General features: G+C 73.4%; 21 protein-coding genes. 11 read left to right on the forward strand and 10 right to left on the reverse strand.

Features of this window, described 5'->3' with window-relative positions:
* Positions 1-138 precede the first annotated feature (138 nt).
* The 6 genes from IEX99_RS19560 to IEX99_RS19585 all read right to left on the reverse strand — a co-directional run bounded on the left by IEX99_RS19560 (position 139) and on the right by IEX99_RS19585 (position 5,562).
* A complete protein-coding gene (locus IEX99_RS19560; RefSeq protein ID WP_188903436.1) occupies positions 139-1,143 on the reverse strand; it encodes a zinc metalloprotease HtpX in 1,005 nt (334 codons plus the stop codon).
* Positions 1,144-1,150: 7 nt separating this feature from the next.
* Positions 1,151-1,483, reverse strand: a complete 333-nt coding sequence (locus tag IEX99_RS19565) for a chaperone modulator CbpM (protein WP_188903438.1) — start codon at positions 1,481-1,483, stop codon at positions 1,151-1,153.
* Complete coding sequence (locus tag IEX99_RS19570; RefSeq protein ID WP_188903440.1) at positions 1,480-2,424, reverse strand: DnaJ C-terminal domain-containing protein; 945 nt, start codon at positions 2,422-2,424, stop codon at positions 1,480-1,482. The genes IEX99_RS19565 and IEX99_RS19570 overlap by 4 nt, the downstream gene beginning before the upstream one ends.
* A 222-nt stretch (positions 2,425-2,646) precedes the next feature.
* Entirely contained in the window at positions 2,647-3,660 is a 1,014-nt protein-coding gene (locus tag IEX99_RS19575; RefSeq protein WP_188903442.1) for a TRAP transporter substrate-binding protein, read from the reverse strand.
* A 43-nt stretch (positions 3,661-3,703) separates the two neighbouring features.
* A complete protein-coding gene (locus IEX99_RS19580; protein ID WP_188903444.1) occupies positions 3,704-5,029 on the reverse strand; it encodes a TRAP transporter large permease in 1,326 nt (441 codons plus the stop codon).
* A 14-nt stretch (positions 5,030-5,043) separates the two neighbouring features.
* A complete protein-coding gene (locus IEX99_RS19585; protein ID WP_188903447.1) occupies positions 5,044-5,562 on the reverse strand; it encodes a TRAP transporter small permease in 519 nt (172 codons plus the stop codon).
* A 215-nt stretch (positions 5,563-5,777) separates the two neighbouring features.
* Between IEX99_RS19585 and IEX99_RS19590 the strand changes: the two genes are divergently transcribed.
* Genes IEX99_RS19590 through IEX99_RS19615 form a run of 6 tightly spaced genes read left to right on the forward strand, consistent with a single transcriptional unit; the run spans position 5,778 to position 11,555 of the window.
* Positions 5,778-6,680 carry an isocitrate lyase/PEP mutase family protein gene (locus IEX99_RS19590; RefSeq protein WP_188903449.1) on the forward strand — a complete coding sequence of 301 codons (903 nt, stop codon included), beginning with the start codon at positions 5,778-5,780 and terminating at the stop codon, positions 6,678-6,680.
* Positions 6,664-7,269 (forward strand): HD domain-containing protein, encoded by a 606-nt coding sequence (locus IEX99_RS19595; protein WP_188903451.1) that lies wholly within the window; start codon positions 6,664-6,666, stop codon positions 7,267-7,269. The genes IEX99_RS19590 and IEX99_RS19595 overlap by 17 nt, the downstream gene beginning before the upstream one ends.
* Positions 7,266-8,642: an acyclic terpene utilization AtuA family protein gene (locus IEX99_RS19600; protein ID WP_188903452.1), complete on the forward strand. Its 1,377-nt coding sequence runs from the start codon at positions 7,266-7,268 to the stop codon at positions 8,640-8,642. Before IEX99_RS19595 ends, IEX99_RS19600 begins: the two co-directional genes overlap by 4 nt.
* A gap of 6 nt (positions 8,643-8,648) precedes the next feature.
* Positions 8,649-8,960 (forward strand): DUF4387 domain-containing protein, encoded by a 312-nt coding sequence (locus IEX99_RS19605; protein ID WP_188903454.1) that lies wholly within the window; start codon positions 8,649-8,651, stop codon positions 8,958-8,960.
* 40 nt (positions 8,961-9,000) lie between these two features.
* The gene (locus IEX99_RS19610; RefSeq protein ID WP_188903456.1) at positions 9,001-10,728 is read left to right on the forward strand and encodes an acyl-CoA dehydrogenase family protein; all 1,728 of its coding nucleotides are present in this window, start codon (positions 9,001-9,003) and stop codon (positions 10,726-10,728) included.
* 8 nt (positions 10,729-10,736) lie between these two features.
* Positions 10,737-11,555, forward strand: a complete 819-nt coding sequence (locus tag IEX99_RS19615) for an HpcH/HpaI aldolase family protein (RefSeq protein WP_188903458.1) — start codon at positions 10,737-10,739, stop codon at positions 11,553-11,555.
* A 21-nt stretch (positions 11,556-11,576) separates the two neighbouring features.
* Here the strand turns inward: IEX99_RS19615 and IEX99_RS19620 are convergent, their stop codons facing one another.
* Positions 11,577-12,566 (reverse strand): Bug family tripartite tricarboxylate transporter substrate binding protein, encoded by a 990-nt coding sequence (locus IEX99_RS19620; RefSeq protein ID WP_188903460.1) that lies wholly within the window; start codon positions 12,564-12,566, stop codon positions 11,577-11,579.
* Between the two features lie 489 nt (positions 12,567-13,055).
* Between IEX99_RS19620 and IEX99_RS19625 the strand changes: the two genes are divergently transcribed.
* Genes IEX99_RS19625 through IEX99_RS19640 form a run of 4 tightly spaced genes read left to right on the forward strand, consistent with a single transcriptional unit; the run spans position 13,056 to position 17,261 of the window.
* Positions 13,056-14,360 carry an ABC transporter substrate-binding protein gene (locus IEX99_RS19625; RefSeq protein ID WP_188903462.1) on the forward strand — a complete coding sequence of 435 codons (1,305 nt, stop codon included), beginning with the start codon at positions 13,056-13,058 and terminating at the stop codon, positions 14,358-14,360.
* A 12-nt stretch (positions 14,361-14,372) separates the two neighbouring features.
* Complete coding sequence (locus IEX99_RS19630; protein WP_188903464.1) at positions 14,373-15,329, forward strand: carbohydrate ABC transporter permease; 957 nt, start codon at positions 14,373-14,375, stop codon at positions 15,327-15,329.
* Complete coding sequence (locus IEX99_RS19635) at positions 15,329-16,153, forward strand: carbohydrate ABC transporter permease (RefSeq protein ID WP_188903466.1); 825 nt, start codon at positions 15,329-15,331, stop codon at positions 16,151-16,153. The genes IEX99_RS19630 and IEX99_RS19635 overlap by 1 nt, the downstream gene beginning before the upstream one ends.
* A 7-nt stretch (positions 16,154-16,160) precedes the next feature.
* Positions 16,161-17,261, forward strand: coding sequence for an ABC transporter ATP-binding protein (locus IEX99_RS19640; RefSeq protein ID WP_188903468.1), 1,101 nt, complete (start codon positions 16,161-16,163; stop codon positions 17,259-17,261).
* 27 nt (positions 17,262-17,288) lie between these two features.
* Here IEX99_RS19640 and IEX99_RS19645 read toward each other — a convergent pair whose 3' ends face one another.
* The 3 genes from IEX99_RS19645 to IEX99_RS19655 all read right to left on the reverse strand — a co-directional run bounded on the left by IEX99_RS19645 (position 17,289) and on the right by IEX99_RS19655 (position 20,746).
* The gene (locus tag IEX99_RS19645; protein WP_188903470.1) at positions 17,289-18,431 is read right to left on the reverse strand and encodes an LLM class flavin-dependent oxidoreductase; all 1,143 of its coding nucleotides are present in this window, start codon (positions 18,429-18,431) and stop codon (positions 17,289-17,291) included.
* A gap of 44 nt (positions 18,432-18,475) precedes the next feature.
* Entirely contained in the window at positions 18,476-19,246 is a 771-nt protein-coding gene (locus IEX99_RS19650; RefSeq protein ID WP_188903472.1) for an SDR family NAD(P)-dependent oxidoreductase, read from the reverse strand.
* 93 nt (positions 19,247-19,339) lie between these two features.
* Complete coding sequence (locus IEX99_RS19655) at positions 19,340-20,746, reverse strand: MmgE/PrpD family protein (RefSeq protein WP_229678162.1); 1,407 nt, start codon at positions 20,744-20,746, stop codon at positions 19,340-19,342.
* Positions 20,747-20,914: 168 nt separating this feature from the next.
* On the opposite strand from IEX99_RS19655, the gene IEX99_RS19660 reads away from it, so the two are divergent.
* The gene (locus tag IEX99_RS19660; RefSeq protein WP_188903474.1) at positions 20,915-21,901 is read left to right on the forward strand and encodes a Bug family tripartite tricarboxylate transporter substrate binding protein; all 987 of its coding nucleotides are present in this window, start codon (positions 20,915-20,917) and stop codon (positions 21,899-21,901) included.
* Positions 21,902-21,907: the final 6 nt, after the last annotated feature.

The following is a 21,907-nucleotide window of genomic DNA, read 5'->3' on the forward strand; positions in this document are numbered from 1 at the left end:
CAACCGCGTCTTCGACAGCTACGACGCCATCCTCGACGCCTGCGGCGACGCCTGGAACTGGCTCGCCGATCAGCCCGAGCGCAGCACCGCCATCGCCTCACCCGCCTACGCACAGGTCAACTTCTGATGCCGCGCGTATCAGAGGAGCCAGCGGCCGGCCACGCGCTGACCCAGGCGGCCGCGCCACGGCCCGACGCCGCCGCCCCAGCCTGGCGGCCCCCCGGCTGGCAGCCAGCCGTCCCGGACCTCGGTGGGCCATTCGGGCACCGAGGGGACGAGGGCGATCGTCTCCGACAGGCGCGCGATCCGCTCGCGGATCGTGGGGTGGGTGCGGAACCACCGCAGCCAGCGCGCGCCGCTGCGGCTGGCCAGGCGCTCCCAGTCGTCGCCCTGAATGCGCTCGAGCCGCATCAGCGCCGCGGCCAGGCCGCCGGGGTCGCCGGTCAGCTCGACGGCGCCGGCATCGGCCAGGAGCTCGCGCCGGCGCGAGAGCGAGAGGATGAGCAGGTCGCCGAGCACCGGCGCTGCCATCAGCAGCAGGAAGGCGATCGGCGAGGGCGCCTCGCCGGCGGCGAGCAGCAACGGGAACCAGAGCACCAGCATCAGCGCCCCGAAGGTGCCCATGATCCGGGTCAGCGAGGACGCCGCGGCCGCGAGCCGCATCACCCGTACGTCGCCGTGCCGGAGATGCGCGATCTCGTGCGCGAGGATCGCGGCGACCTCGCGCGGCGGCAGGGCGCGCAGCAGGGCGAGGGTGAGGGCGATGGCCGGACGCGCGCGGTCGCCAGCGGCCATCGCCTGCAGCACGGGCGAGGGCAGCAGGTAGAGGGCGGGAGCGCGCAGCAGGCCCGCCCGGCGGGCCAGGGTCCGGGCCACCGCGTGGAGTTCGGGCGCCGCCTCGGGCGGCAGCGGCACGCCGCCGAGAAGCTGGCGGAACACCGCGCTGCCCGGCTCCGGGTCGAACAGCAGCAGCGCCAGCGCGACGCCGGCCGCCACCAGCAGCCCCGGCAGGCCGGCGACGATCAGTCCCGAGAGCGCGGCCAGCGCGGTGAGCCCGAGCAGCAGCAGCGCCGACTGCAGGCGGTTCAGCCGCGCCTGCCGGGCCAGCGCGGCGGTGTCGAGCGCGAGGCGGTAGGCGGCCACGCCGCGCTCAGCCCGGCGCGGGACCGTCGCGGCCCTCGGCCGCGGCGCGGAGCGCCGCGAGCGCCTCCGTGCGCAGCGGCTCGGGCAGGCGGTCGAGCGCCGCGCTCACCTGCCGCAGCGCGCGGCGCAGGCCGTGGATCTGGTCGATCAGGGCGAGCGCGACGGCCACCCCCTCGGCGTTCACGCCGAGCCGCTCGGTGAGGTCGCGGATCAGGGCGGCGCGCGCCAGTTCGGCCTCGGACAGGTCCGGCCCGCCGCAGATCCAGCCCTCCGCGACCCAGGCATCGAAGGTCTGCTCGCTGATCTCGGCGCGCAGCAGGAACTCGGCGCGGGCGATCATTGCCTCCCCTCCCGCGGGTTGTGCGCGCGACCGGCCTGCCAGCCGCGCACGAAGGCCTCGAGCTCGGGATCGGGCTTGTCGGGCAGGAACACGCGCAGCTCGGCATAGGCGTCGCCGCGGGTGCCGTCCCGGCGCGGCACGCCGCGCCCGCGCAGGCGGAGCACCGTGCCCGTGTTGCTGCCGGGGGGCACCGTGACCATCACGGGGCCGGCCGGGGTGGGCACTTCGACCTTGGCGCCGAGCACCGCCTCGACGAGGCTCACCGGCAGTTCCAGGTGAATGTCGTCGCCGCGGCGGGTGAAGCGGTGATGCCCGCCGACCTCCAGCTCGACCAGCAAATCGCCCGGCGGGCCGCCGCCGACGCCCGGCAGGCCCTTGCCGCGCAGCCGCAGCACCTGCCCGTCGTGCGCGCCCGGCGGGACCTGCACGTCCACCACCGAGCCGTCGGGCAGGGTGAGGCGCTTGGTGGCGCCGTTGATCGCCTCCAGGAACTCGAGGTGGAGCCGGCCGCGCAGGTCGCCGCCGCGCATCCGGATGCCGGCGCCCTCGAACGTCTCGCCGGGTCGCCGGCCCGGGCCGCCGCGGCCGAAGATCGCGGCGAGCAGGTCGTCGGCGTCGAGGATGTCGGCGAAGCCGGCGTCGGTGGCATAGGCGTCGCCGGCCGCGCCGGCGTGCTCGCGCCAGAAGCGGCGGGCCTGCGGCCGTTCCGCCCCGGTCGCGTCGATCTCGCCGCGGTCGAAGCGCGCGCGCTTCTCGGGGTCGCCCAGCAGCTCGTAGGCGGCCGTGACCTTCTTGAAACGCTCCTCCGCCGCCTTGTCGCCCGGGTTGAGGTCCGGGTGCAGCTTGCGCGCGAGCTTGCGGTAGGCGCTCCGGATCTCCTCGGCCGAGGCGTCGCGCTTGACGCCGAGCAGCGCGTAGGGGTCGTCGGACGCCTCGCTCATCGCACCGTTCGCCCCCGGGAACCGGCGCGACCCTGGGCCGCTCGGGGTCGCGGACGGGTCGGTCGCCGGTCGTGTTCGACCATGCCTGCTCTCCTTGTCGCGAGGGCCGGACGCAGCCGGCCGCCACGGCCCCCGTGGCGCGGGCGTAAGACGGCATCGTGGCGCGCGGCGTCAAGGTGCCGCGGGCGACTCGGGGAACGGCGTCGCCCGCACGCGCGCCGTTCAGCTGCTGGCCTCGCCGATCCGGGCCAGGCGCTGCATCACCGCCTCGCCCACCAGCGGGTTGCCGAGGCGTGCCCAGACCGGGCGCATCGCCTCGCGCCACTCGGCACGCTGCTCCGGCGTCAGCGTGTGCACCGTGGCGCCGAGCGAGGCGATGCGCCGGTAGGCCTCCTCGTTGATCCGCTCCGTGTTGGCCCAGTTCCACTCGGTCGCCTTGGCGAGGTTGCGGCGGACCGCGTCGCGCCGCTCCGCCGGCAGGCGGTCCCACCAGGCCTTGTTGGTGCAGACGACGTAGAAGTCCAGGATGTAGCCGATGCGGGTGATGTGGTCGGCGATCTCGTAGAGCTTGCTGGCGAGCCAGGCGTTCGCCACCGGCTCCACCGCGTCGATCACGCCCTGCGCGAGCGCGGTCGGCACCTCGCCCCAGTTGATCGTCACCACGTTGGCGCCGAGCTCGCGGAAGGCCTCGACGTAGTTGGCGCCCGAGGGGACGCGGATCTTCACCCCGCGCATGTCGGCGGGGCGCAGAATCGGCGTGCCGCGACGACCGACGTCGCGGTAGCCGTTGAGCCAGAAGGCGACCGGCTCCATCGCCTTGGCGCGCAGCTCGTCGAACAGGGCGCGGGACAGCTCCTCGTCCTCGATCACCGCCTGCAGGGCGCGCGGCGTCGGCAGCAGGTAGGGCAGGCCGAGCACGGCGAGCTTCGGCGCGGTGGCGGCGTAGATGCCCGCGACCGGCGCGATGAACTGGATGGCACCGAGCTGCAGCGCCTGCACCTGGCCGCGCTGGTCGTAGAGCGTGCCGGAATGGTGGAGCTGCACCTGCACCCGCGGGCCGAGATCGGACTCGATCTCGCGCTTGAACAGCTCCCAGGTCTGGCCCTTGAGCGAGGTGGCCTGGGTGTCGTTGTTGATGACGATGCGCGTCGCCGCCTGGGCGCGCGCGGCGCCGGGCGGCGTGCCGAGGGCGATCGCGGCGAGGCCGCCGAACGCGGCGCGGCGGGGGACGGTCATGGCGGGCTCCCTCCCTGTGCGGTCTTCTCGCCGGAGCATCGCCCTAGAACAGGACGCCCGGCAAGAAGGTCGAGAGCCAGGGCACGTAGGTGACGAGCAGCAGCATCAGGAAGGCCACCGCCACCCAGGGCAGCGAGGCGATCACCACCTCGTGGATCGGCACGTTGGCGATGGTGGAGGAGACGTAGAGGTTGATGCCGACGGGCGGCGAGATCAGCGCCAGCTCGATGTTCACCACCACGATGATGCAGAGGTGCAGCGGGTCCACGCCGAGCTCCATCGCCGCCGGGAACAGGATCGGCATGAACAGCAGGATCATCGGCACCCCGTCCATGAAGATGCCGGCGATGATCAAGACGACGTTGACGAGGAGCAGGAACAGCCATTGCGGCATCTGCACCTCGACCATCCACTGGGCGAGCGCCGCCGGCACCCCCTGCTGAGTGAGGAAGAACGAGAACAGGATCGCCATGGTGGTGATCCAGAAGATCATGCCGATCCGCGGCGTCACCAGGAGCATGGTGCGGACCAGGCCGGGGAGCGTCGTCTCGCGGTAGACCAGGGTGCCGATCACCGCCGCCAGCGCGGAGCAGACGACCGCCGCCTCGGTCGGGGTGAAGATCGCGCCGCCCTGGAACCGGTGGCCGAAGATCTCGAAGGCGGGGAAGCCGTAGATGCCGACGATCAGGAAGACCGGAAGGCTCAGCGCCGGCAGCGCGTCGCGGATCGCGGCGCGGCGCTCGGTCCAGGGCAGCGGCGGCGCGACCGGCACGCGATCGCGCACGGCGAGCACGCGCGCCAGCGCCATCAGCAGCAGCCCGAAGAGGATCCCGGGCAGAATGCCGGCGATGAAGAGCTTCGGGATCGAGGTCTCGGTGAGGAAGCCGTAGAGCACCATCGGGATCGAGGGTGGGATCAGGATGCCGAGCGAGCCGGCCGTCGTCATCGAGCCGACCGCGTAGCGCCTGGAGTATCCGTGCCGGATCATCGCCGGGATCATGATCCCGCCCACCGCCGCGACCGTCGCGCCGGAGGAGCCGGAGATCGCGGCGAAGAACATGCAGGCGAGCACGCCCGTCATCCCGATGCCGCCGCGCCGGTGCCCGACCAGCGCCTGCGCCACCGCGACCAGCCGGCGCACGATACCGCCCGTCTCCATGAAGGCGGCAGCGAGGAAGAAAAACGGCACCGCCATCAGCGTCGTGCTGTCGATGTTCGACAGGATCTTCTGGCCGACCAGCGGCAGCGGGATCGGGTCGAACAGCAGCAGCGCGACGAGGGTGGAGGCGCCGAGCGTCACCGCGATCGGCGCCCCGAGGACGGCGAGGAGGACGAACAGTCCGAGGGCGGTGGCGACGGCGGCGGACACGGCGGCGCCCCCGCTCAGTGCACCGAGGGGGCCGGGGCGCGAGCGCCGGCGGGCTGCCACGGATCGCCGCTCGGCGACCCGACGGCGGCCGGCACCAGCGCCGCATAGCGCACGCACATCAGCGCGAGGAACAGCGGCGTCACCAGGTAGGCGACCCACTCCGGCATGCCGGTCTCAACATTGGTGGTGCCCACCACGAACAGGAAGTCGAGATAGCCGAGCGCGGCCCACAGCATCACGCCGCAGAAGGCGAGGTTGATCGCGATGTTCAGCAGCTCCGCCGCGCGCCGCATCGGCGGGGCCAGATGCTGGAGGACCAGGTCCACGCGCACGTGCAGCCCGTCGCGCACCGCGCGCGCGGCGCCGATCAGGCACGCCCAGACCGTGAACTTGACGAAGGCCTCTTCCGACCAGACCACGCCCACGTTGAGCACGTAGCGCGCGAAGACCTGAGCGACGCCCACGACCAGGGCGGCCGAGAAGAAGAACGCCATGCCGAAGGTCTCGAGGCGGTCGATCAGGCGAAGCGGCATCGCGGATGTCCGGCAAGGGGTGGCGCGCGGGAGGGTTCGGCCGATCCGCCGGGCGATGCCCAGTCCGCCTCCTCCCTTCGCGGCGAGGCTCGCATCAGGCGCGGCGGACCGCAAGGGGATGCGCGATTGACGCGGCCCGCGGCACGGCCGAGAGTCCCGGCAGCCGGCGGCCCTTGCGCCGCGCAAGCCGGAGGGCGAGCCCAGTGACCCAGGCCATGCCGAGCAAGACCGCGGCGCTGCGGGCGCTGCTCCGCGCCGGGACCTTCCTGCACATGCCCTCGGTGTACGACCCGCTCGGCGCGCGCCTGGTGGCGCAGGCCGGGTTCGAGGCCGGCTATTGCGGCGGCTACGTCAGCGGCGCCTCGCGCTGCGTCACCGAGCCGCTGCTGACCATGACCGAGCAGATCGCCATCGCCGCGGAGGCCGCGGCCGCCGTGCCGATCCCCTTCTTGGCGGACGCCGGCGCCGGCTTCGGCGACCCGCTGCACACCATGCGCACGGTGCGCGAGTTCATCCGCGCCGGCGTCGCCGGCATCCACATCGAGGACCAGCTCTTCCCCAAGCGCGCGCACTACCACAAGTACCAGGTGCACGCCGCGCCGATCGAGGAGTTCGCGCTGAAAATCCGCTACGCCTGTCGCGAGCGCGACCGCACCGACCCGGACTTCGTGATCATCGCGCGCACCGACACCTGCCGCGAGTTCGGGCTGGAGGAGGCCGCGCGGCGCATCAACCGCGCCGCCGAGGAGGGCGCTGACATGGGCCTCCTCTTCCCGCGCACCCTCGAGGAGACGGAGCGCGCGCCGCGCGAGTGCCGACTGCCGCTCGTCTACGTCATGAGCCGCGGCAACCGCGACGGCCGGCCGATTCCCGCCGTCCCCGAGCTGAAGGCGATGGGCTGGGCCGCCTGCATCGACGCGCAGGTGATGCTGCTGACCGCCTTCGAGGCGAACCGGCGCGCGCTGGCCGAGCTGCGCGCGACCGGCGCCTTCACCGGCATGGGCGAGGAGGACTGCCGGCGCGCGCGCAAGGCGATCGAGGATCTGATCGGCCTCGACGAATACTACGCGATCGAGCAGGAGACGGTGGAGGGCCGGCCCGATGGCGGTGCGCATTGACGAGGCGGGGCTGCGGCGCCTGTTCCCGAAGATCGACCGGATCAAGGACGCGGCGCTGCGGCGCGGCGTGGCCGCGATCTGGCTCGAGGTCGCGGCGGAATGCGCCTGGGAGCGCTTCGAGGACGTCCCGAAGAACCTCGAGGCCGAGCGCCACCGCCGGCTGACCGACCACATCCGCGGCGTCACGCGCATGGCGCTGGCGCTCGCCGAGGTGGCGAAGGCGGAGCACGGCACGGCCTACGATCGCGACCACCTGATCGCGATGTGCCTGCTGCACGACGTGAGCAAGCCGCTGGAGTGCGAGCCGGATCCGGAGGGCCGGCCCTCCGGCGGCCCGATGCCGCCGGCGCGGAAGAGCGAAATGGGGAGGCTGATCCAGCACGCCGTGTACGCCACGCACAAGTGCTTCGTGCACGGCCTGCCGCTCGCGGTCGCGCACGCCGTGAACACGCACACGCACCAGAGCGCCCACCGCTCGCTCACGGTGGAGGCAGCCTACCTGTTCTACGCCGACTACGCCGACAGCGATTCCGCCCTGATCCCCGCCGGCGGCCGCGGCTTTCTCGCACGGTGGGAGCTGGGGCGATGACGGCCGAGGTCCGCGTCCTCTCCGCCACGGGCATGCTCGGATCGGGCTTCCTCGAATCCTCGCTCGAGCGCGGCGTGGCGCTGGCGCCGCACGTGATCGCCGCCGATGCGGGCTCGACCGACGGCGGCCCCGCCTATCTCGGCAGCGGCACGCCGTTCTTCTCGCGCGAGGCGACGGCGCGCGACCTGCGGCTGATGCTGCGCGCGCGGGCGCGGCTCGGCGTGCCGATGATCGTCGGCTCCTGCGGCTTCGGCGGCGGCGACGCCGGCGTGGACTGGACGCGCGACATCGTGCTCGCGATCGCGCGCGAGGAGGGGATGCGCTTCCGCCTCGCCCTGATCCGCAGCGAGCAGGACAGGGACTACCTGAAGCGCCGCCTGCGCGAGGGGCGCATCCTGCCGCTCCACCCCGCGCCGCCGCTCGACGAGGGAGTGATCGAGCGCAGCGCCCACATCGTCGGCGCCATGGGGCACGAGCCGATCGTCGCGGCGCTCGAGGCCGGCGCGGAGGTCGTGCTGGCCGGGCGCGCGACCGACACCTCGCTCTTCGCCGCGGTGCCGCTGATGCGCGGCGCCGGCGCCGGACCCGCCTGGCACGCGGCGAAGACGCTGGAATGCGGCACCGCCGCCGTGGTGCAGCGCAAGCGCCCGGACTGCCTCTTCGCCTGGGTGCGCGAGGACCACTTCGACGTCGCCCCCTGCGACCCCGAGATGCGCTGCACGCCGCAGAGCGTCGCCTCGCACACGCTCTACGAGAACGCCGACCCCTTCCTCGTCACCGAGCCCTCCGGCGTGATCGACACGACGGAAGCGGCCTACGAGGCGCTCGACGCGCGCAGCGTGCGCGTGCGCGGCTCCCGCTTCCGCCCGTCCGGGCAGGTGACGATCAAGCTGGAGGGCGCCGAACTCGCGGGCTACCAGTCCGTCATCGTCGCCGGCGTGCGCGAGCCCTACATCCTGCGCCAGCTCGACGCCTGGCTCGGCGGGATGCAGGCGCGCTTCGCCGAGCGGGCGCGGGAGGCGTTCGGCTTCGGCCCGGGCCCGGGCGGCTACGACCTGCGCATCCGCGTCTACGGCCGCGACGGCGTGATGGGCAGGCTGGAGCCGCGCGCCGGCGAACTCGGCCACGAGGTCTGCCTGCTGATCACCGTCACCGCCGCGCGGCAGGAGACCGCGCGCGCCGTGGCGAAGTCCTTCGCGCACTTCGCGCTGCACTACCCGATCCCGGAATGGGGCGGGCTGATCAGCGGCCTCGCCTTCCCCTTCACCCCGGCGGAGATGGACCGCGGGCCGGTCTACCGCTTCACCCTGCACCACGTCGTCCGGCCCGACGACCCGCTGGAGATGTTCCGCACCGAGATGCTGGAGGTCTGACCGGCCATGGCGACGCTCGGCGAGCTGGCGAGGCTGATCCGCTCCAAGAACGCGGGCCCGTTCCTCCTCACCTTCGACGTGATGTTCGGCGACGAGGCGACCTACCGCCGCGTGATCGCGAGCGGCGCGCTGACCCGCGCGCGCTTCGCGGCGCTCTACCGGCTGCCCGAATCGGAGGTGATGCTCTTCCATCACGACGCCGCGCGCGCGATCAAGATCTCCATCCCCCGCCCCTGCGTCCAGTGCGACCCCGACGACGGCGACGCCTATGGCGGCCAGCAGCACGCGCCGCTGGTCGAGCTGGTGGTGCCGAACTGAGGCCGCGCCGGCAGGGAAGGACCGCAAGGACGACGGCAGCATGCACATCCGCCCCCTCGCCCCGCCCAGCGGGGCCGCCGCGGTGCCCGACAGCCGCGGAATCAACCTCTACCGCGCCGATCCGACGATGCGGCGGCTGCTCGACCTCTACCTGCCCGCCGACCTCGTCGCGCACATCGAGCCGCATCTCGACCGCCTCGGCGGCCTCGCCGGCGGCGCGCTGGACGAGCTGGCCGCGACCGCCGACCGCAACCCGCCGGTGCTGCGCCACCGCACCCGCACCGGCGAGGAGGCGCAGGGCATCGAGTACCATCCCGCCTACCGCGAGATGGAGCGCATCGCCTTCGCCGAATACGGCCTCGCCGCCATGTCGCACCGCGGCGGCGTGCTCGGCTGGCCGGAGCCGATGCCGCCCGCGGTGAAGTACGCGATCACCTACCTCTTCGTGCAGGCGGAGTTCGGCCTGTGCTGCCCGGTCAGCATGACCGACAGCCTGGCGCGCACGCTGCGCAGGTTCGGCGATCCCGCCCTCGTCGCCCGCTACCTGCCGGCGCTGACCAGCCAGGACCTCGACGCGCTGCACCAGGGCGCGATGTTCATGACGGAACAGGGCGCCGGCTCCGACATCGCCGCCACCGCCGTGCGCGCGGCGCCGCTGCCGGACGGCACCTGGGCGCTTTCCGGCGACAAGTGGTTCTGCTCCAACCCGGATGCCGAGCTCGCCATGGTGCTGGCGCGGCGCGAGGGCGGGCCGCCGGGCCTCAAGGGCGTGTCGCTGTTCCTGCTGCCGCGCACCCTGCCCGACGGCGCGCCGAACCGCTACCGGATCGTGCGCCTGAAGGACAAGCTCGGCACGCGCTCCATGGCGAGCGGCGAGATCCGCCTGGAAGGCGCCATCGCCTGGCTGGTCGGCGAGCCCGAGGCCGGCTTCAAGCAGATGGCGGACATGGTCAACAACTCGCGCCTCTCCAACGGCGTGCGCGCGGCGGGGCTGATGCGCCGCGCCGTCGCCGAGGCGCTGTTCGTCGCCCGCCGCCGCGTCGCCTTCGGCCGGCGCCTGATCGAGCTGCCCCTGATGCGCCGCCAGCTCGGCAAGATGCTGGTCCGGGCCGAGCAGGCGCGCAGCATGATGTTCCAGACCGCCGAGGCGCTTCGCCGCAGCGACGCCGGGGAGCCGGGCGCCTACCCGCTGCTGCGCATCCTGACGCCGCTGATCAAGTTCCGCGCCTGCCGCGACGCGCGCCAGGTGACGGGCGACGCGATGGAGGTGCGCGGCGGCTGCGGCTACATCGAGGAGTGGCCCGACCCGCGCCTGCTGCGCGACGCCCATCTCGGCTCGATCTGGGAGGGCACGAGCAACATCGTCGCGCTCGACGTGCTGCGCGCCGCCGCGCGCGAGGGCGCGCTGCCGGTGCTGGCGGCGCATGTGCGCGGCCTGCTCGGCAACGGCGAGGCGCTGCCGGAGGCGCTCCCCGCGCTGGACCGCGCCGTGGCGCTGGCCGAGGCGGCGCAGCGGGACCACGCCCTCGCCCGCCAGGCGGCCTCCGCGCTCTACCACGTGACCAGCGCCGCGGCGATGGCGTGGGAGGCGGCGCGGCTGCGCGACGGGCAGCGCCTCGCCCTCGCCCGCATGGCGCTGCGCCACCGCGCGCTGCCGCGCGACCCGCTGGCGGCGGAGGACGCGGACGCGCCGGCCCTCGCCGCGATCCTGGCGGGGGACGACCGCGACGCGGAGGGCGCATCCGTGCCGCGCCCGCCGGGAGGATGACGCCCCGCATGGCCGACGAATCCCTGGACAGCGTCGTCCGCAACGCCGTGGCCGAGCGGCTCGCGGCGGGCGAGGTCGCCGTCTCGATGACGGTGCGCCTGGTCGAGAGCGTCGAGATCGCCCAGATCGCCAGGACCTGCGGCTACGACTCGCTCTACATCGACCTCGAGCACTGCCCGATGTCGCTCCGCCAGGCCGGGCAGATCTGCGTTGCCGCGCTCGGCGCCGGGATCACGCCCTTCGTGCGCGTGCCGAGCCACGCGCCGGAGTGGGTCTCGCGCGTGCTCGACGCGGGCGCGATGGGCGTGATCGCCCCGCACGTGCGCTCCGCCGAGGAGGCGCGCGCGGTCGTCGCCGCGGCGAAGTTCCCGCCCTTCGGCCACCGCTCCGTCGGCGGCGGCCTGCCGCAGCTCCGCTTCCGCGGCTACCCTCCCGTCGAATCCCGCCGGCTGCTGAACGAGCGGACGACGGTGCTGGCGATGATCGAGGGCCCGGAGGGCCTCGATCGCGTCGAGGAGATCGCCGCCGTGGACGGGGTGGACATCCTGTTCATCGGCACCAACGACCTCTGCGCCGAGCTCGGCATCGGCGGCCAGTTCGACCACCCCCTCGTGCGCGAGGCCTACGCGCGCACCATCGCCGCGGCGCGGCGCCACGGCAAGCATGTCGGCATCGGCGGCCTCGCCGGGCGGCCGAAGCTGCTCGCCGAGTTCGTCGCCCTCGGCGCGCGCTACGTCTCGGCCGGCAGCGACCTCTCCTACCTGATGGCGGCGGCGGAGGAGCGCTGCAGGCTGGTGCGCGGGTTCCTGGCGCGACCGCCAGGCTGAGCCGCGGCGGCACCGGCGGTCCTAGTCGAGCCGCACGCCGGACGCCTCGACCACCGGAAGCCACAGGTCGAGCTGGGCCTGCCAGAACGCCCTGAACTCGGCGGCGGTGGTGCCGGCGGGCTCGGAGCCCGTCTCGCGCAGGCGCCGCGCCACGGCCTCGTCGCGCACGGCGGCCCGCACCGCCTGCTCGAGCCGCGCGATCACCGCCGGCGGCGTCGCGGCCGGCGCGTAGATCCCCATGAAGTTGATGATCTGGAAGCCGGAGAGGCCCTGCTCGATCGCCGTCGGCACCTCCGGCAGCAGCGGGCTCCGCTCCGGCGCGAGCACGGCGATGGCACGCAGCTGGGCGTTGCGGACATAGGGCGCCTGGGACGGGATGCCCTCGATCAGCATGTCCACGTTGCCCGCGATCATGTCCGCGAAGACCAGGCCCGAGCCGCGGTAGGGCACGTGTACCGCCTGCGTCCCGGTGCGCTGGTTCAGCAGGTGCCCGCCGAGGTGGTTGATGCTGCCGGGGCCGGCCGAGCCGTAGGTCATGCGCCCCGGGCGGGTCCGCATCAGGGCGATCAGCTCCTGCAGGTTCTGCGCCGGCACGTGCTTGCCGACGGTGAGCACCATGGGCAGCGTCGCCACCAGGGAGACCGGCTGGAAGTCCCGGCGCGGATCCACGCGCGCGTTCGGCTGCAGCCCGACCATCAGCACCGAGTTGGTGATGGTGAGGATGATGATGGTGTGGCCGTCCGGCGGCGCGGCGGCGACGGCCTCGGCGCCGATCAGGCCGGCGGCGCCGCCGCGGTTCTCGACCACCACCGGCCGGCCGCCGAGGGCCTGCTGCATGCCCGGCGCCAGGATGCGCGCGACGATGTCCGTCGCCCCACCGGGGGCGAAGGGCACGATGAGGCGCACCGGCTGGCGCGGGAAGTCCGAAGCGTCCTGGCTGCGCGCGGCCTGCGGATAGAGGGGGGCGGCGACGGCGGCGGCGAGCAGCGGGCGGCGGGCGAATGCGCGCATGGTCATCCTCGTGCTGTTCGGTTGCGCGATGGACGGAAGGGCGCCGGGGGCGGACACGGCCGCGGCGCGCCGGGCGCCGCGGTCGCGCAGCGGCGCCCCTGTCGGGATCGCGTGCCTCCGCCCCCGCGCCGGTCGCGGCCTCGACACGCCGCCCGGACGGTCCGGGCCAGCAGCGGCGCGTCGCGCGCCTCCCGTCCGGCATCCGCGAATCCTCCCCGCCGCCAGTCGCGTCCTTGCCGCGCGGCCCGCTCGCGAGCCTGCGCAGCCACCTCGGCCCGGTCAAATGGAAAATCACGGGCGCGCGATGCCGGCGACGCTCGCGGCGGCGAACCGCCGATCGGCACCACGGCGCAAGACGCCGGGGGCAGGCGGGCGCAGGATGCCCATGCCCCGTCATTGACCGTTGCAGCGCTCCGTCCTGCCCTGCAAAGCTCGCCGCACAACGCGACGACCGGGCCGAGGGGCCAGGCGACCAGGGAGGGAATGGACATGAAGCGACGCGAGCTTCTCGCGGCCGGCCTGCTTGGCGGGTTCGGCCTCGCCGCGGGCGGCGCCCGACCGGCGCGGGCGCAGGCGCAGGCCACGATCCGCTTCCTCACGCCGGAGACGGACCCGAGCCAGGTGCGGGTGTGGCAGGAGCTGATCCAGGGCTTCGCCGGCGTCAACCGCACCGTGACGATCCGCCCCGAATACGCCTCCTGGGACGACCTCGTCCGCAAGATCTCCGCCGACCTGATCGCCGGCGCGCCGCCCGAGATCGTCGCCGGATCGAGCCGCACCGGCTTCATGGCGAGCGCGGCGCGGCGCAACCTGCTCGTGGACCTCGCGCCGCTGGTGGACGAGCTCGGCCGCGACGACTTCCACAAGCCCAGTCTCGAGGCCTGGCACTACAACGGCATCCAGGCCGCCATCCCCTACGGCATGCAGTGGCCCGTCCTGTGGTGCCGCACCGACCTGTTCCAGGAGGCCGGCCTCGCGCTGCCCACCACCTGGGACGAGTACCGCGCCGCGGCCGAGCGGCTGACCAACCCCTCCCGCGGCATCTACGGCGCCTGCTTCCCCGCCGGACGCACCTGGAACACGGAGATCCAGTCGAGCATCACCATCTGGGCCGCCGGCGGCCACATCTTCGACGAGCGGCTGAACGTCTCGCTCGACACGCCGGAGGTGCGGCGGGCGATGACCTACTACGCGGAGATGTGCCGCTTCTCGCCGCCGGACATCGGCCAGTACGGCTTCCGCGAGGCCTCCGCCGCGTACACCTCCGGCAAGTCGGCGACGACCTTCTACTGGGGCCGGGTGCTCTCGCACCTCTACCAGCAGGCGCCGGACCTGCTGCAGAAGACGAAGACCGTGCACATCCCGCACGGCGGCAAGCGCGCCACCTCGCTCGGCTGGGACGAGTTCGTGGTCTACCGCGGCCGCAACAGCCGCGCGGCGCTGGAGTACGTGAAGTACCTGATGCAGCCGCGGCAGGTGTACATGATGATGGAGCCGGTGATCGCGCACGTCGTGCCGACGCGGAACTCCGTGCTGCCGATGCTGCGGCAGCACGAATGGGTGCAGAAGAACCCCGACATCGTGACGACGCTGATCGAGCCGATCGACTTCGGCATCTCCGCGACGAAGGAGAGCCCGAACCATCCCTTCAACTACAAGTGGGACGCCTTCCAGGCCCGCAACATCCTGCCGGACATGGTCCAGCGCATCGTGCTGGGCCGCGAGCCGGTCGCGCTCGCCGTGGAGAAGGCGCACAAGGAGGCGGTCGAGGCCACCAGGGACATCCGCCAGTAGGACGGCCGCCGCATGGCACCCAACGAGGCGGAGGCCGCCCTCGCGCGGGAGGGCGGCGCGTCGTGGCGGGCGGCCCGCCGCGCCGGCGGCCTGCTCGCCGCGCTGCGCGACCAGCACCTCGGCGTCATCCTGCTGCTGCCGAGCGCGCTCACCTTCCTGGTGCTGCTCGTCTTCCCGCTCGGCTACGGCATCTGGACCAGCTTCTTCCAGCGCCACGTGCTGGACCCGGAGGGTGTCTGGGTCGGCCTCGGCAACTACGTCTGGCTGTTCGGCAACCGGGAGTTCTGGCACTCCCTCACCATCTCGACCTTCTGGGCCGGAGCGACGGTCGGGCTGCAGATCGTGCTCGGCACGGCGGTCGCGCTGCTGCTGCACCAGCCCTTCAAGGGACGCTCCCTCGTGCGGGGGCTGGTGCTGTTCCCCTACATGATGCCGGTCGTCTCGGTCGTGCTGGTGTGGATGCTGCTCTACAACGCGCTCTACGGCGTCATCAACTACCTACTGGTCGCGTCCGGCATCGTCGGCGCGCCGATCGCCTGGCTCTCGGACCCCGACAGCGCCTTCTGGGGCGTCGTCTTCGTCGGCGTCTGGAAGTACTTGCCCTTCGTCGTCGTCATCGTGCTGGCGCGCCTGCAGGTGATCCCGCAGGACCTCTACGAGGCGGCGCGGATCGACGGCGCCGGCGCCGTCGCCCGCTTCCTCGACATCACGCTGCACCAGATCAAGGACGTGCTGCTGGTGGTGGCGCTGCTGCGCACGATCTTCATGTTCAACAACTTCGAGATCGTGTTCCTGCTCACCGGCGGCGGCCCGCTGCGCGCCACCATGACGCTGCCGATCCTCGTCTACGAGCAGGCCTTCGGCACCTACGAGCTCGGCCGCGGCTCCGCCATCGCCGTCGTGATGTTCTTCCTGCTGATCGCCGTCATGTCGGTCTACTTCGCCTTCCTCCGCAAGGAGCCGGACTGATGCCGCCGCGCAACGCCGCCCGCCTCTACCCGCTGGTCCTGCTGCTGCTCGCCTTCGTCGCCTTCCCGCTCTACTGGATGGCCTCGACCTCGCTGAAGCCGCAGACCGAGGTGTTCCGCGTCCCGCCGACCTTCGTGCCGGAGACCTGGACGCTGCGGCACTACGTCGAGCTGTTCTGGCTGACCGACTTCGGCCTGCTGTTCGTGAACAGCCTGAAGGTCTGCCTGGTCTCGACCGGCCTCGCGCTGGTGGTGGGCAGCCTCGGCGCCTACGCCCTCGCCCGCTTCCGCGTGCGCGGGAAGGAGGCGTACGGCCGCCTGGTGCTGCTCGCCTACATGTTCCCGGGCGCGCTGCTGGTGATCCCGCTGCTGCTGCTGTTCCGCCAGCTCGGCCTCACCAACAGCCATCTCGGCTTGTCGCTCGCCTACCTGACCTTCGCGGTGCCCTTCGTGATGTGGGTGATGCGCGACTTCTTCGCCTCCGTCCCCGTGGACCTAGAGGAGGCGGCGCTGATCGACGGCGCGAGCCGCCTCGGCGCGCTGTGGGACGTGGTGCTGCCGCAGGCGGTGCCGGGCCTGATCGCCACCGGCATCTTCGCCTTCCTCTTCGCGTGGAACGAGTACCTGTTCGCGCTGATCCTGATCTCGGACGAGAGCCTGCGCACCCTGCCGCCCGGCATGATGCGCTTCGTCTCGACCACCGACACGAACTGGGGCCTGATCATGGCGGCGTCCACCCTCGCGACCCTGCCGATGGCGCTCGCCTTCGGCCTGATCCAGCGCTACCTCGTGACCGGCCTCGGCGCCGGCGGCGTGAAGGGCTGAGCGGCCCATGGCGAACGTCCGGATCGAGCGCCTGCACAAGGAATTCCGCGGCGCCGGCGGCATCGTGCACGCCCTCGCCGACCTCACCCTCGACATCGCCGACGGCGAGTTCATCTCCCTCGTCGGCCCCTCCGGCTGCGGCAAGACCACCGCGCTCCGCATCATCGCCGGGCTGGAGACGCCCACCTCCGGCCGCATCCTGTTCGACGGGCGCGACATCACCCGGCTCGAGCCGCGCGACCGCAACATCGCCATGGTGTTCCAGAGCTACGCGCTCTACCCCCACATGACGGTGCGGCAGAACCTGGAATACGGCCTGAGGAAGCGCGGCGCGCCGAGGGATGAGCGCGCGCGCAAGGTTGCCGCCATCGCCGCCATGCTGCGGATCGAGCCGATGCTCGACCGGCGGCCGCTCCAGCTCTCCGGCGGCCAGCGGCAGCGCGTGGCGCTCGGCCGCGCGCTGATCCGCGACCCGGAGGTTTTCCTGCTCGACGAGCCGCTCTCCAACCTCGACGCCAAGCTGCGCGTGCACATGCGCGCCGAGCTCGCCGCGCTGCACCAGAAGGTGCGCACCACGATGGTCTACGTCACCCACGACCAGCTCGAGGCGATGACGCTCTCCGACCGCATCGTGGTGATGAACCACGGCGTGATGCAGCAGGTCGGGCGGCCGGAGGAGATCTACTCCCGCCCGGCCAACCGCTTCGTCGCGGAGTTCATCGGCACGCCCTCGATGAACATGATCGAGGGCCAGGTGCGCACCGAGGCGGGCCGCCCCCTGTTCACCGGCCCCGGCATCACCGTCGTGCTGCCGCGGGACGCGCCCCAGGCCCTCCCCTCCTCGGGCCGCGCGACGCTCGGCATCCGGCCGGAGCACGTGAGCCTCGTCGCGCCGGACGCGCCCGGCGCCATCCCGGCCCGGGTCACCGTCTCCGAGCTGGCGGGGCCGGAACGCTTCCACTTCGTCGCGGTCGAGGGCGGCTCGATCATCGTCCGCACGCCGGCGGCGACCGTCCTGCATCCGGGCGAGACGGTCGCGCTCGGCTTCGACCCGGACCGGCTGCACCTGTTCGACGGCACCGGCGAGGACGCCCCGGCGCTGCGCTGACGACGCCCCGCCGGACCTCCGGATCCGCTACGCGACCGGCCGGCGGAGTCCCAGGCGCTCCAGGCGCGGCAGCACCTCCTGGACGAAGTACGGGATCTCCTTGAGGTAGTCGAGGAACGCGACCGAGGTGCCGGCGAGCCCCGCCTCGCTCATCCGCGCCATCTCGGCCGCGATGTCGTCGGGCGTGCCGACCAGCGGATAGGCCCCGGGATAGGCGCCGGCGAAGCGCTTGCCGGTCGCGCGGGTGAAGCGCGTCTCGAAGGGGCGCCCGATCTCGCGCCCCTCCGCGTCCTTCACCGTCACGCCGCGGGTACGGCGGTAGTAGTCCTGCCCCTCCTCGTCCGCCATCTCCTCGGCGAAGTAGTGGTAGAACGCCTCCGCTTCCGCCCGCGTCGGGCGGCACACCACATGGGCCATGGTGAAGACCGAGACGCGCCGGCCGTGGCGCGCCATGTGCGCCGCGAGGCTCGACAGCATCGCCGGCGCCTGGTCGAGCTCGGTCATGTTGGTGAACAGCACGTCGGCGGCCTGCGCGGCGAAGTCGCGCCCCTTCGGCGAGAAGCCGGCCGACATCACCGCCGGCCAGGGCCGCTGCACCGAGACCGGGTTGGTGTGCACGCGCCTGAGCTTGAAGAACTCGCCGTCCCAGTCGAACTCCGGCCCGCCCTGCAGCATCCTCGACCACACCCGGAACCATTCGAGCCCGTGGTCGTAGCGCCGCTCCTGGTCTATGGTGACGCCGTGGAGGTCGAACTCCTCCTGGTTCCAGCCGCAGACGATGTTGAGGCCCGCCCGCCCGTGGGTCACGTGGTCCACCGTGGCGATCGCCTTAGCCGCGAAGGCCGGCGTCACCAGCGGCGTGTGCACGGTGCAGAAGATCGCGATCCGCTTCGTCAGCGCGCCGAGCGCCGCGCCGTGCGTCAGCGTCTCGAAGGAGCGGCCGTAGATGTTCGCCTTGCCCTGGTAGCCGCGCCACTTCGCGACCGGCAGGATGAACTCCAGCCCGGCCTCGTCGGCGATGCGCGTCATCGCCGCGATGTCGTCCCACTCCGCCCGCCAGCGCTCGGGGGCGAGGCTCATCGTCAGGCCGCCGTCGCAATTGGCGCTGAAGACGCCGAGCTTGAAGCGGTTCGGGCCGAACAGCGGGTTGGACCGGCGGTCCGTCTCCATGGGCCGTCTCCCTCGGGGCCGCGGCGGCGGTCGGGGGCGCCGTTTCAGCGCCAGCCGCCGCCGCCGTTCACGTACACCGTGTCGGCCGTCATGTAGGGACAGGCGTCGGAGCAGAGGAACAGCACCAGCTCGCCGATCTCCTCGGGCTCCGCCATCCGCTTCATCGGCACGTCCTCGACGAAGCGGCGGATCAGCTCCGGCGGGGTGTTGGCCGCCCGCGCGAAGGGCGTGTTCACCGGCCCCGGCGAGATCGAGATCGCGCGGATGCCGCGGTCGGCGAACTCCCGCGCCACGCCGAGGGTCATGGTCAGCACCGCCCCCTTGGCCGAGGCGTAGTGCACCGAGGCGCCCGGGCCGCCGCGCTTGTGCGACATGCTGGCCATGTTGACGATCACGCCGGCGCCGTTCTCCAGCATGTGCGGCAGCACCGCCTGCATGGCGTAGAAGGTGCCCTTGACGTTGAGGTCGAAGGTCCGCTCCAGCAGCTCGTCGTCGATCTCGAGGAACCCGCACCGCCGCCCCGCCGCGCCGGCGGAGTTGAACAGGAAGTCCACCCGGCCGAATTCCTCGATGGCGCGGCGGATCAGTGCGTTGACCTGGGCGCGCGAGGTCACGTCCGTCGCCACGCCGAGCCCCTTCGCGCCGAGCTGCGCCACCCCTTCCGCCGTCCGGCGCGCGCCCTCGGCGTCCACGTCGGCGCAGACGACGTTGGCGCCCTCGCGCGCGAAGATCAGTGCGGTGGCGCGGCCGATGCCGCTCGCCGCGCCGGTGATGACGATGGTGCGGCCGTGGAAGTAGTCCGGCGTCCTGGGCATGGCGAGGGCGTCCTCCGCTGCGTCATGGTCCGGCGGCGGGCACGCCGCCAAGGCCGGCGCGTCCGCCGCCTATAGGCGCGGCGCCGCGCTTCCTCAAGCACGCGAAGACGGCCGAGCGCCCTGGCCGCCGCCCACCGCGCCCCGTCCCGACATCAGTGCCATCAGCGGCCCGACGCCGCCCGCCTCGTCGAGCCGCCAGACCTCCTCGATCAGCCGCGCCGTGTCGCCCGCGAAGCCGCCGAGGCGGGCGTTCTCCGCGAATTTCGCCTCCAGCTCCCGATCGGAGAGCGGCCGCTCGCGGCTGCCGCGGGCGTGCATCACGACCGAGCGCAGCGTCCCGCCGCCCGCCGTCTCGACCTCGACCGCCGCCGCGCCGACCGGGAGCGACCCGTCCGCCTCCGCCCGCACCTTCCGCCGCAGCGCCGCCACCGCCGGGTCCGCGACGACGGGGGGAGAGAACTCGCGCACCCCCGCCGCCCCGAAGGCGAAGGCGACGGCCGCGCTGTGGTGGATGCTCACCCGCGCGTCGCGCTCGTTCCCCACCGGCCGGTCGCCGCGGGCGAGCAGCAAGGGGTGTCCCCGCACCACCACCCCCGCGATGTCGGCCGCCGACAGCCCGTGCCGCGCGCGCAGGTCCAGGCAGGCATCAATGACCGCGTGGAGGACGATGCCGCACGGGTAGGGCTTGTAGGTGTTCTTCATGATCTCCCAGCGCTCGCCCAGCCCCTCGGCGATGGCGGCGAGCCGCGGCGCGTCGCCCGCCGCGCGCGCCCAGCCGAGCGGCCCCTCGATCGCCGCCGGCGCGGCCGCGTAGCCCTGCTGCGCCAGCAGGGCCGCGAACAGCCCGTTCCGCGCCGCGTTGCCGACGCCGACGTTCTTCGCCGCGCTCGGCAGGTTCTCGACCACCCCGGCCGCCTGGCTCGCGGCGATGCCGAGCGCGTGCCAGGTCTGCGCGCCGTCCAGGCCGAGCAGCCGCGCGCACGCCGCCGCCGCACCGAACACGCCGCAGGTCGCCGTGATGTGCCAGCCGCGCGCGTAGTGGCCGGGCGAGACGGCGTTGCCGACGCGGCACTCCACCTCGGCGCCGAGCAGGAAGGCGTGCAGCACCTCGGCGCCCGGCAGCCCGCGCCGCTCGGCGAGCGCGAGGACCGGCGGCGCCACGGGCGCGGTCGGGTGGATCACGGTCTCCAGATGCGTGTCGTCGTAATCGAGCAGGTTCGCCGCCACCGCGTTGACGAAGGACGCCGCCATGGCGTCGAGCCGCTCCGCCCGCCCGATCAGGCTCGCCTCGCCGGGCCCGGAGAAGGGCCGCAGGACCCGGATCGCCGTCTCCACCGCCGGGTCGCGCGCGACGCCGAGGGCGCAGCCGAAGAAGTTCAGCAGCGACCGCTTCGCCTCGTGGCGCAGCGCCGCCGGCGCCTCCTGCCGCGGGAAGCGCGCCACGAAGTCGCCGAGCATCGCGCCGGCGAAGGTCTTGTCGCCCCGGACCTGCGTATCCATCCCGTCCTCCCGACGCGGATGCTAGGACTCCGCACCGCGCGCGGCAACGCGCCCGGCGCCATGCCGGTTGACCTTCACCGAAGCGAGGGCGAGGCTCGCCCCGTCGCCGAGGAAGGATGCGCGCGGCTGCTGCCACCCTGGCCGCGCCGCATCGAGGGAGGATGCGCCATGTCCCTGCGCCTCCGCCGCCGCCTGGTCGGCGCCGCCGCCGCGCTGGCCGCCATGCTTGCCGGACGATCGCGCGCCGCGCACGCCGCGTTCCCGGACCGGCCGGTGCGCATCGTCGTCCCCTGGCCGCCAGGCGCCTTCACCGACGTCTCGGCCCGCGCGCTCGCGCAGGTCATGACCGCATCGCTCGGCCAGCCCGTGGTGGTCGAGAACCGCCCCGGCGCGACCGGCGCGATCGGCGCCGAGGCCGTCGCGCGCGCCGCACCCGACGGCTACACGCTCTACGTCGCGAGCGCCGAGACCCATGCGATCAACCCGCTGGTCCGCCGCAACCTGCCCTACGACCCGGAGGCGGACTTCGCGCCGATCAGCCTCTACGCGCGCGTCCCCGCCACGCTGGTCGTCGGGCCCAGCCTGCGCGACGTCCCGGACTTCGCCGGCTTCCTCGCCGCCGCCCGCGCCGCGCCCGGCCGGCTCACCTTCGCCTCCTGGGGGATCGCCAGCGTCTCCCACCTGACGATGGAGAAGCTGATCCAGGCCACGGGGGCGGAGTTGCTGCACGTCCCCTTCACCGGCGCGGCGCCGGCCGTCACCGCGGTCGCCGGCGGCCAGGTGGATGCGATGTTCCTCCTCGCCGGCACCGCGATGGGCGCGGCGCGCAGCGGCCGCGTGCGCATCCTCGCCCTCGCCGCCGACCGGCGCGCGGACCCGATGCCCGATGTGCCGACCCTGCGCGAACACGGGGTCGGCGTCGAGGGCGGCAACTGGTTCGCCCTCGCCGGTCCGGCGCGCATGCCGGCGGAAGTGGTGCGGCGGCTGGCCCGGGCGACGGCCGAGGCCGTGCACGCGCCGCCGGTGCAGGAGCTGTTCCGCGCCCAGGCCGCCGAGCCGAGCGCGACCACGCCCGAGGCGCTGCGCGACTTCATCGCCGCCGACCGCGCGCGCTGGGCGGAGCTGATCCGTCGCCTGAACATCCAGATCGAGTGATGCCGC

Source organism: Caldovatus sediminis, from assembly GCF_014644455.1.
Taxonomy (GTDB): Bacteria; Pseudomonadota; Alphaproteobacteria; order Acetobacterales; family Acetobacteraceae; genus Caldovatus; species Caldovatus sediminis.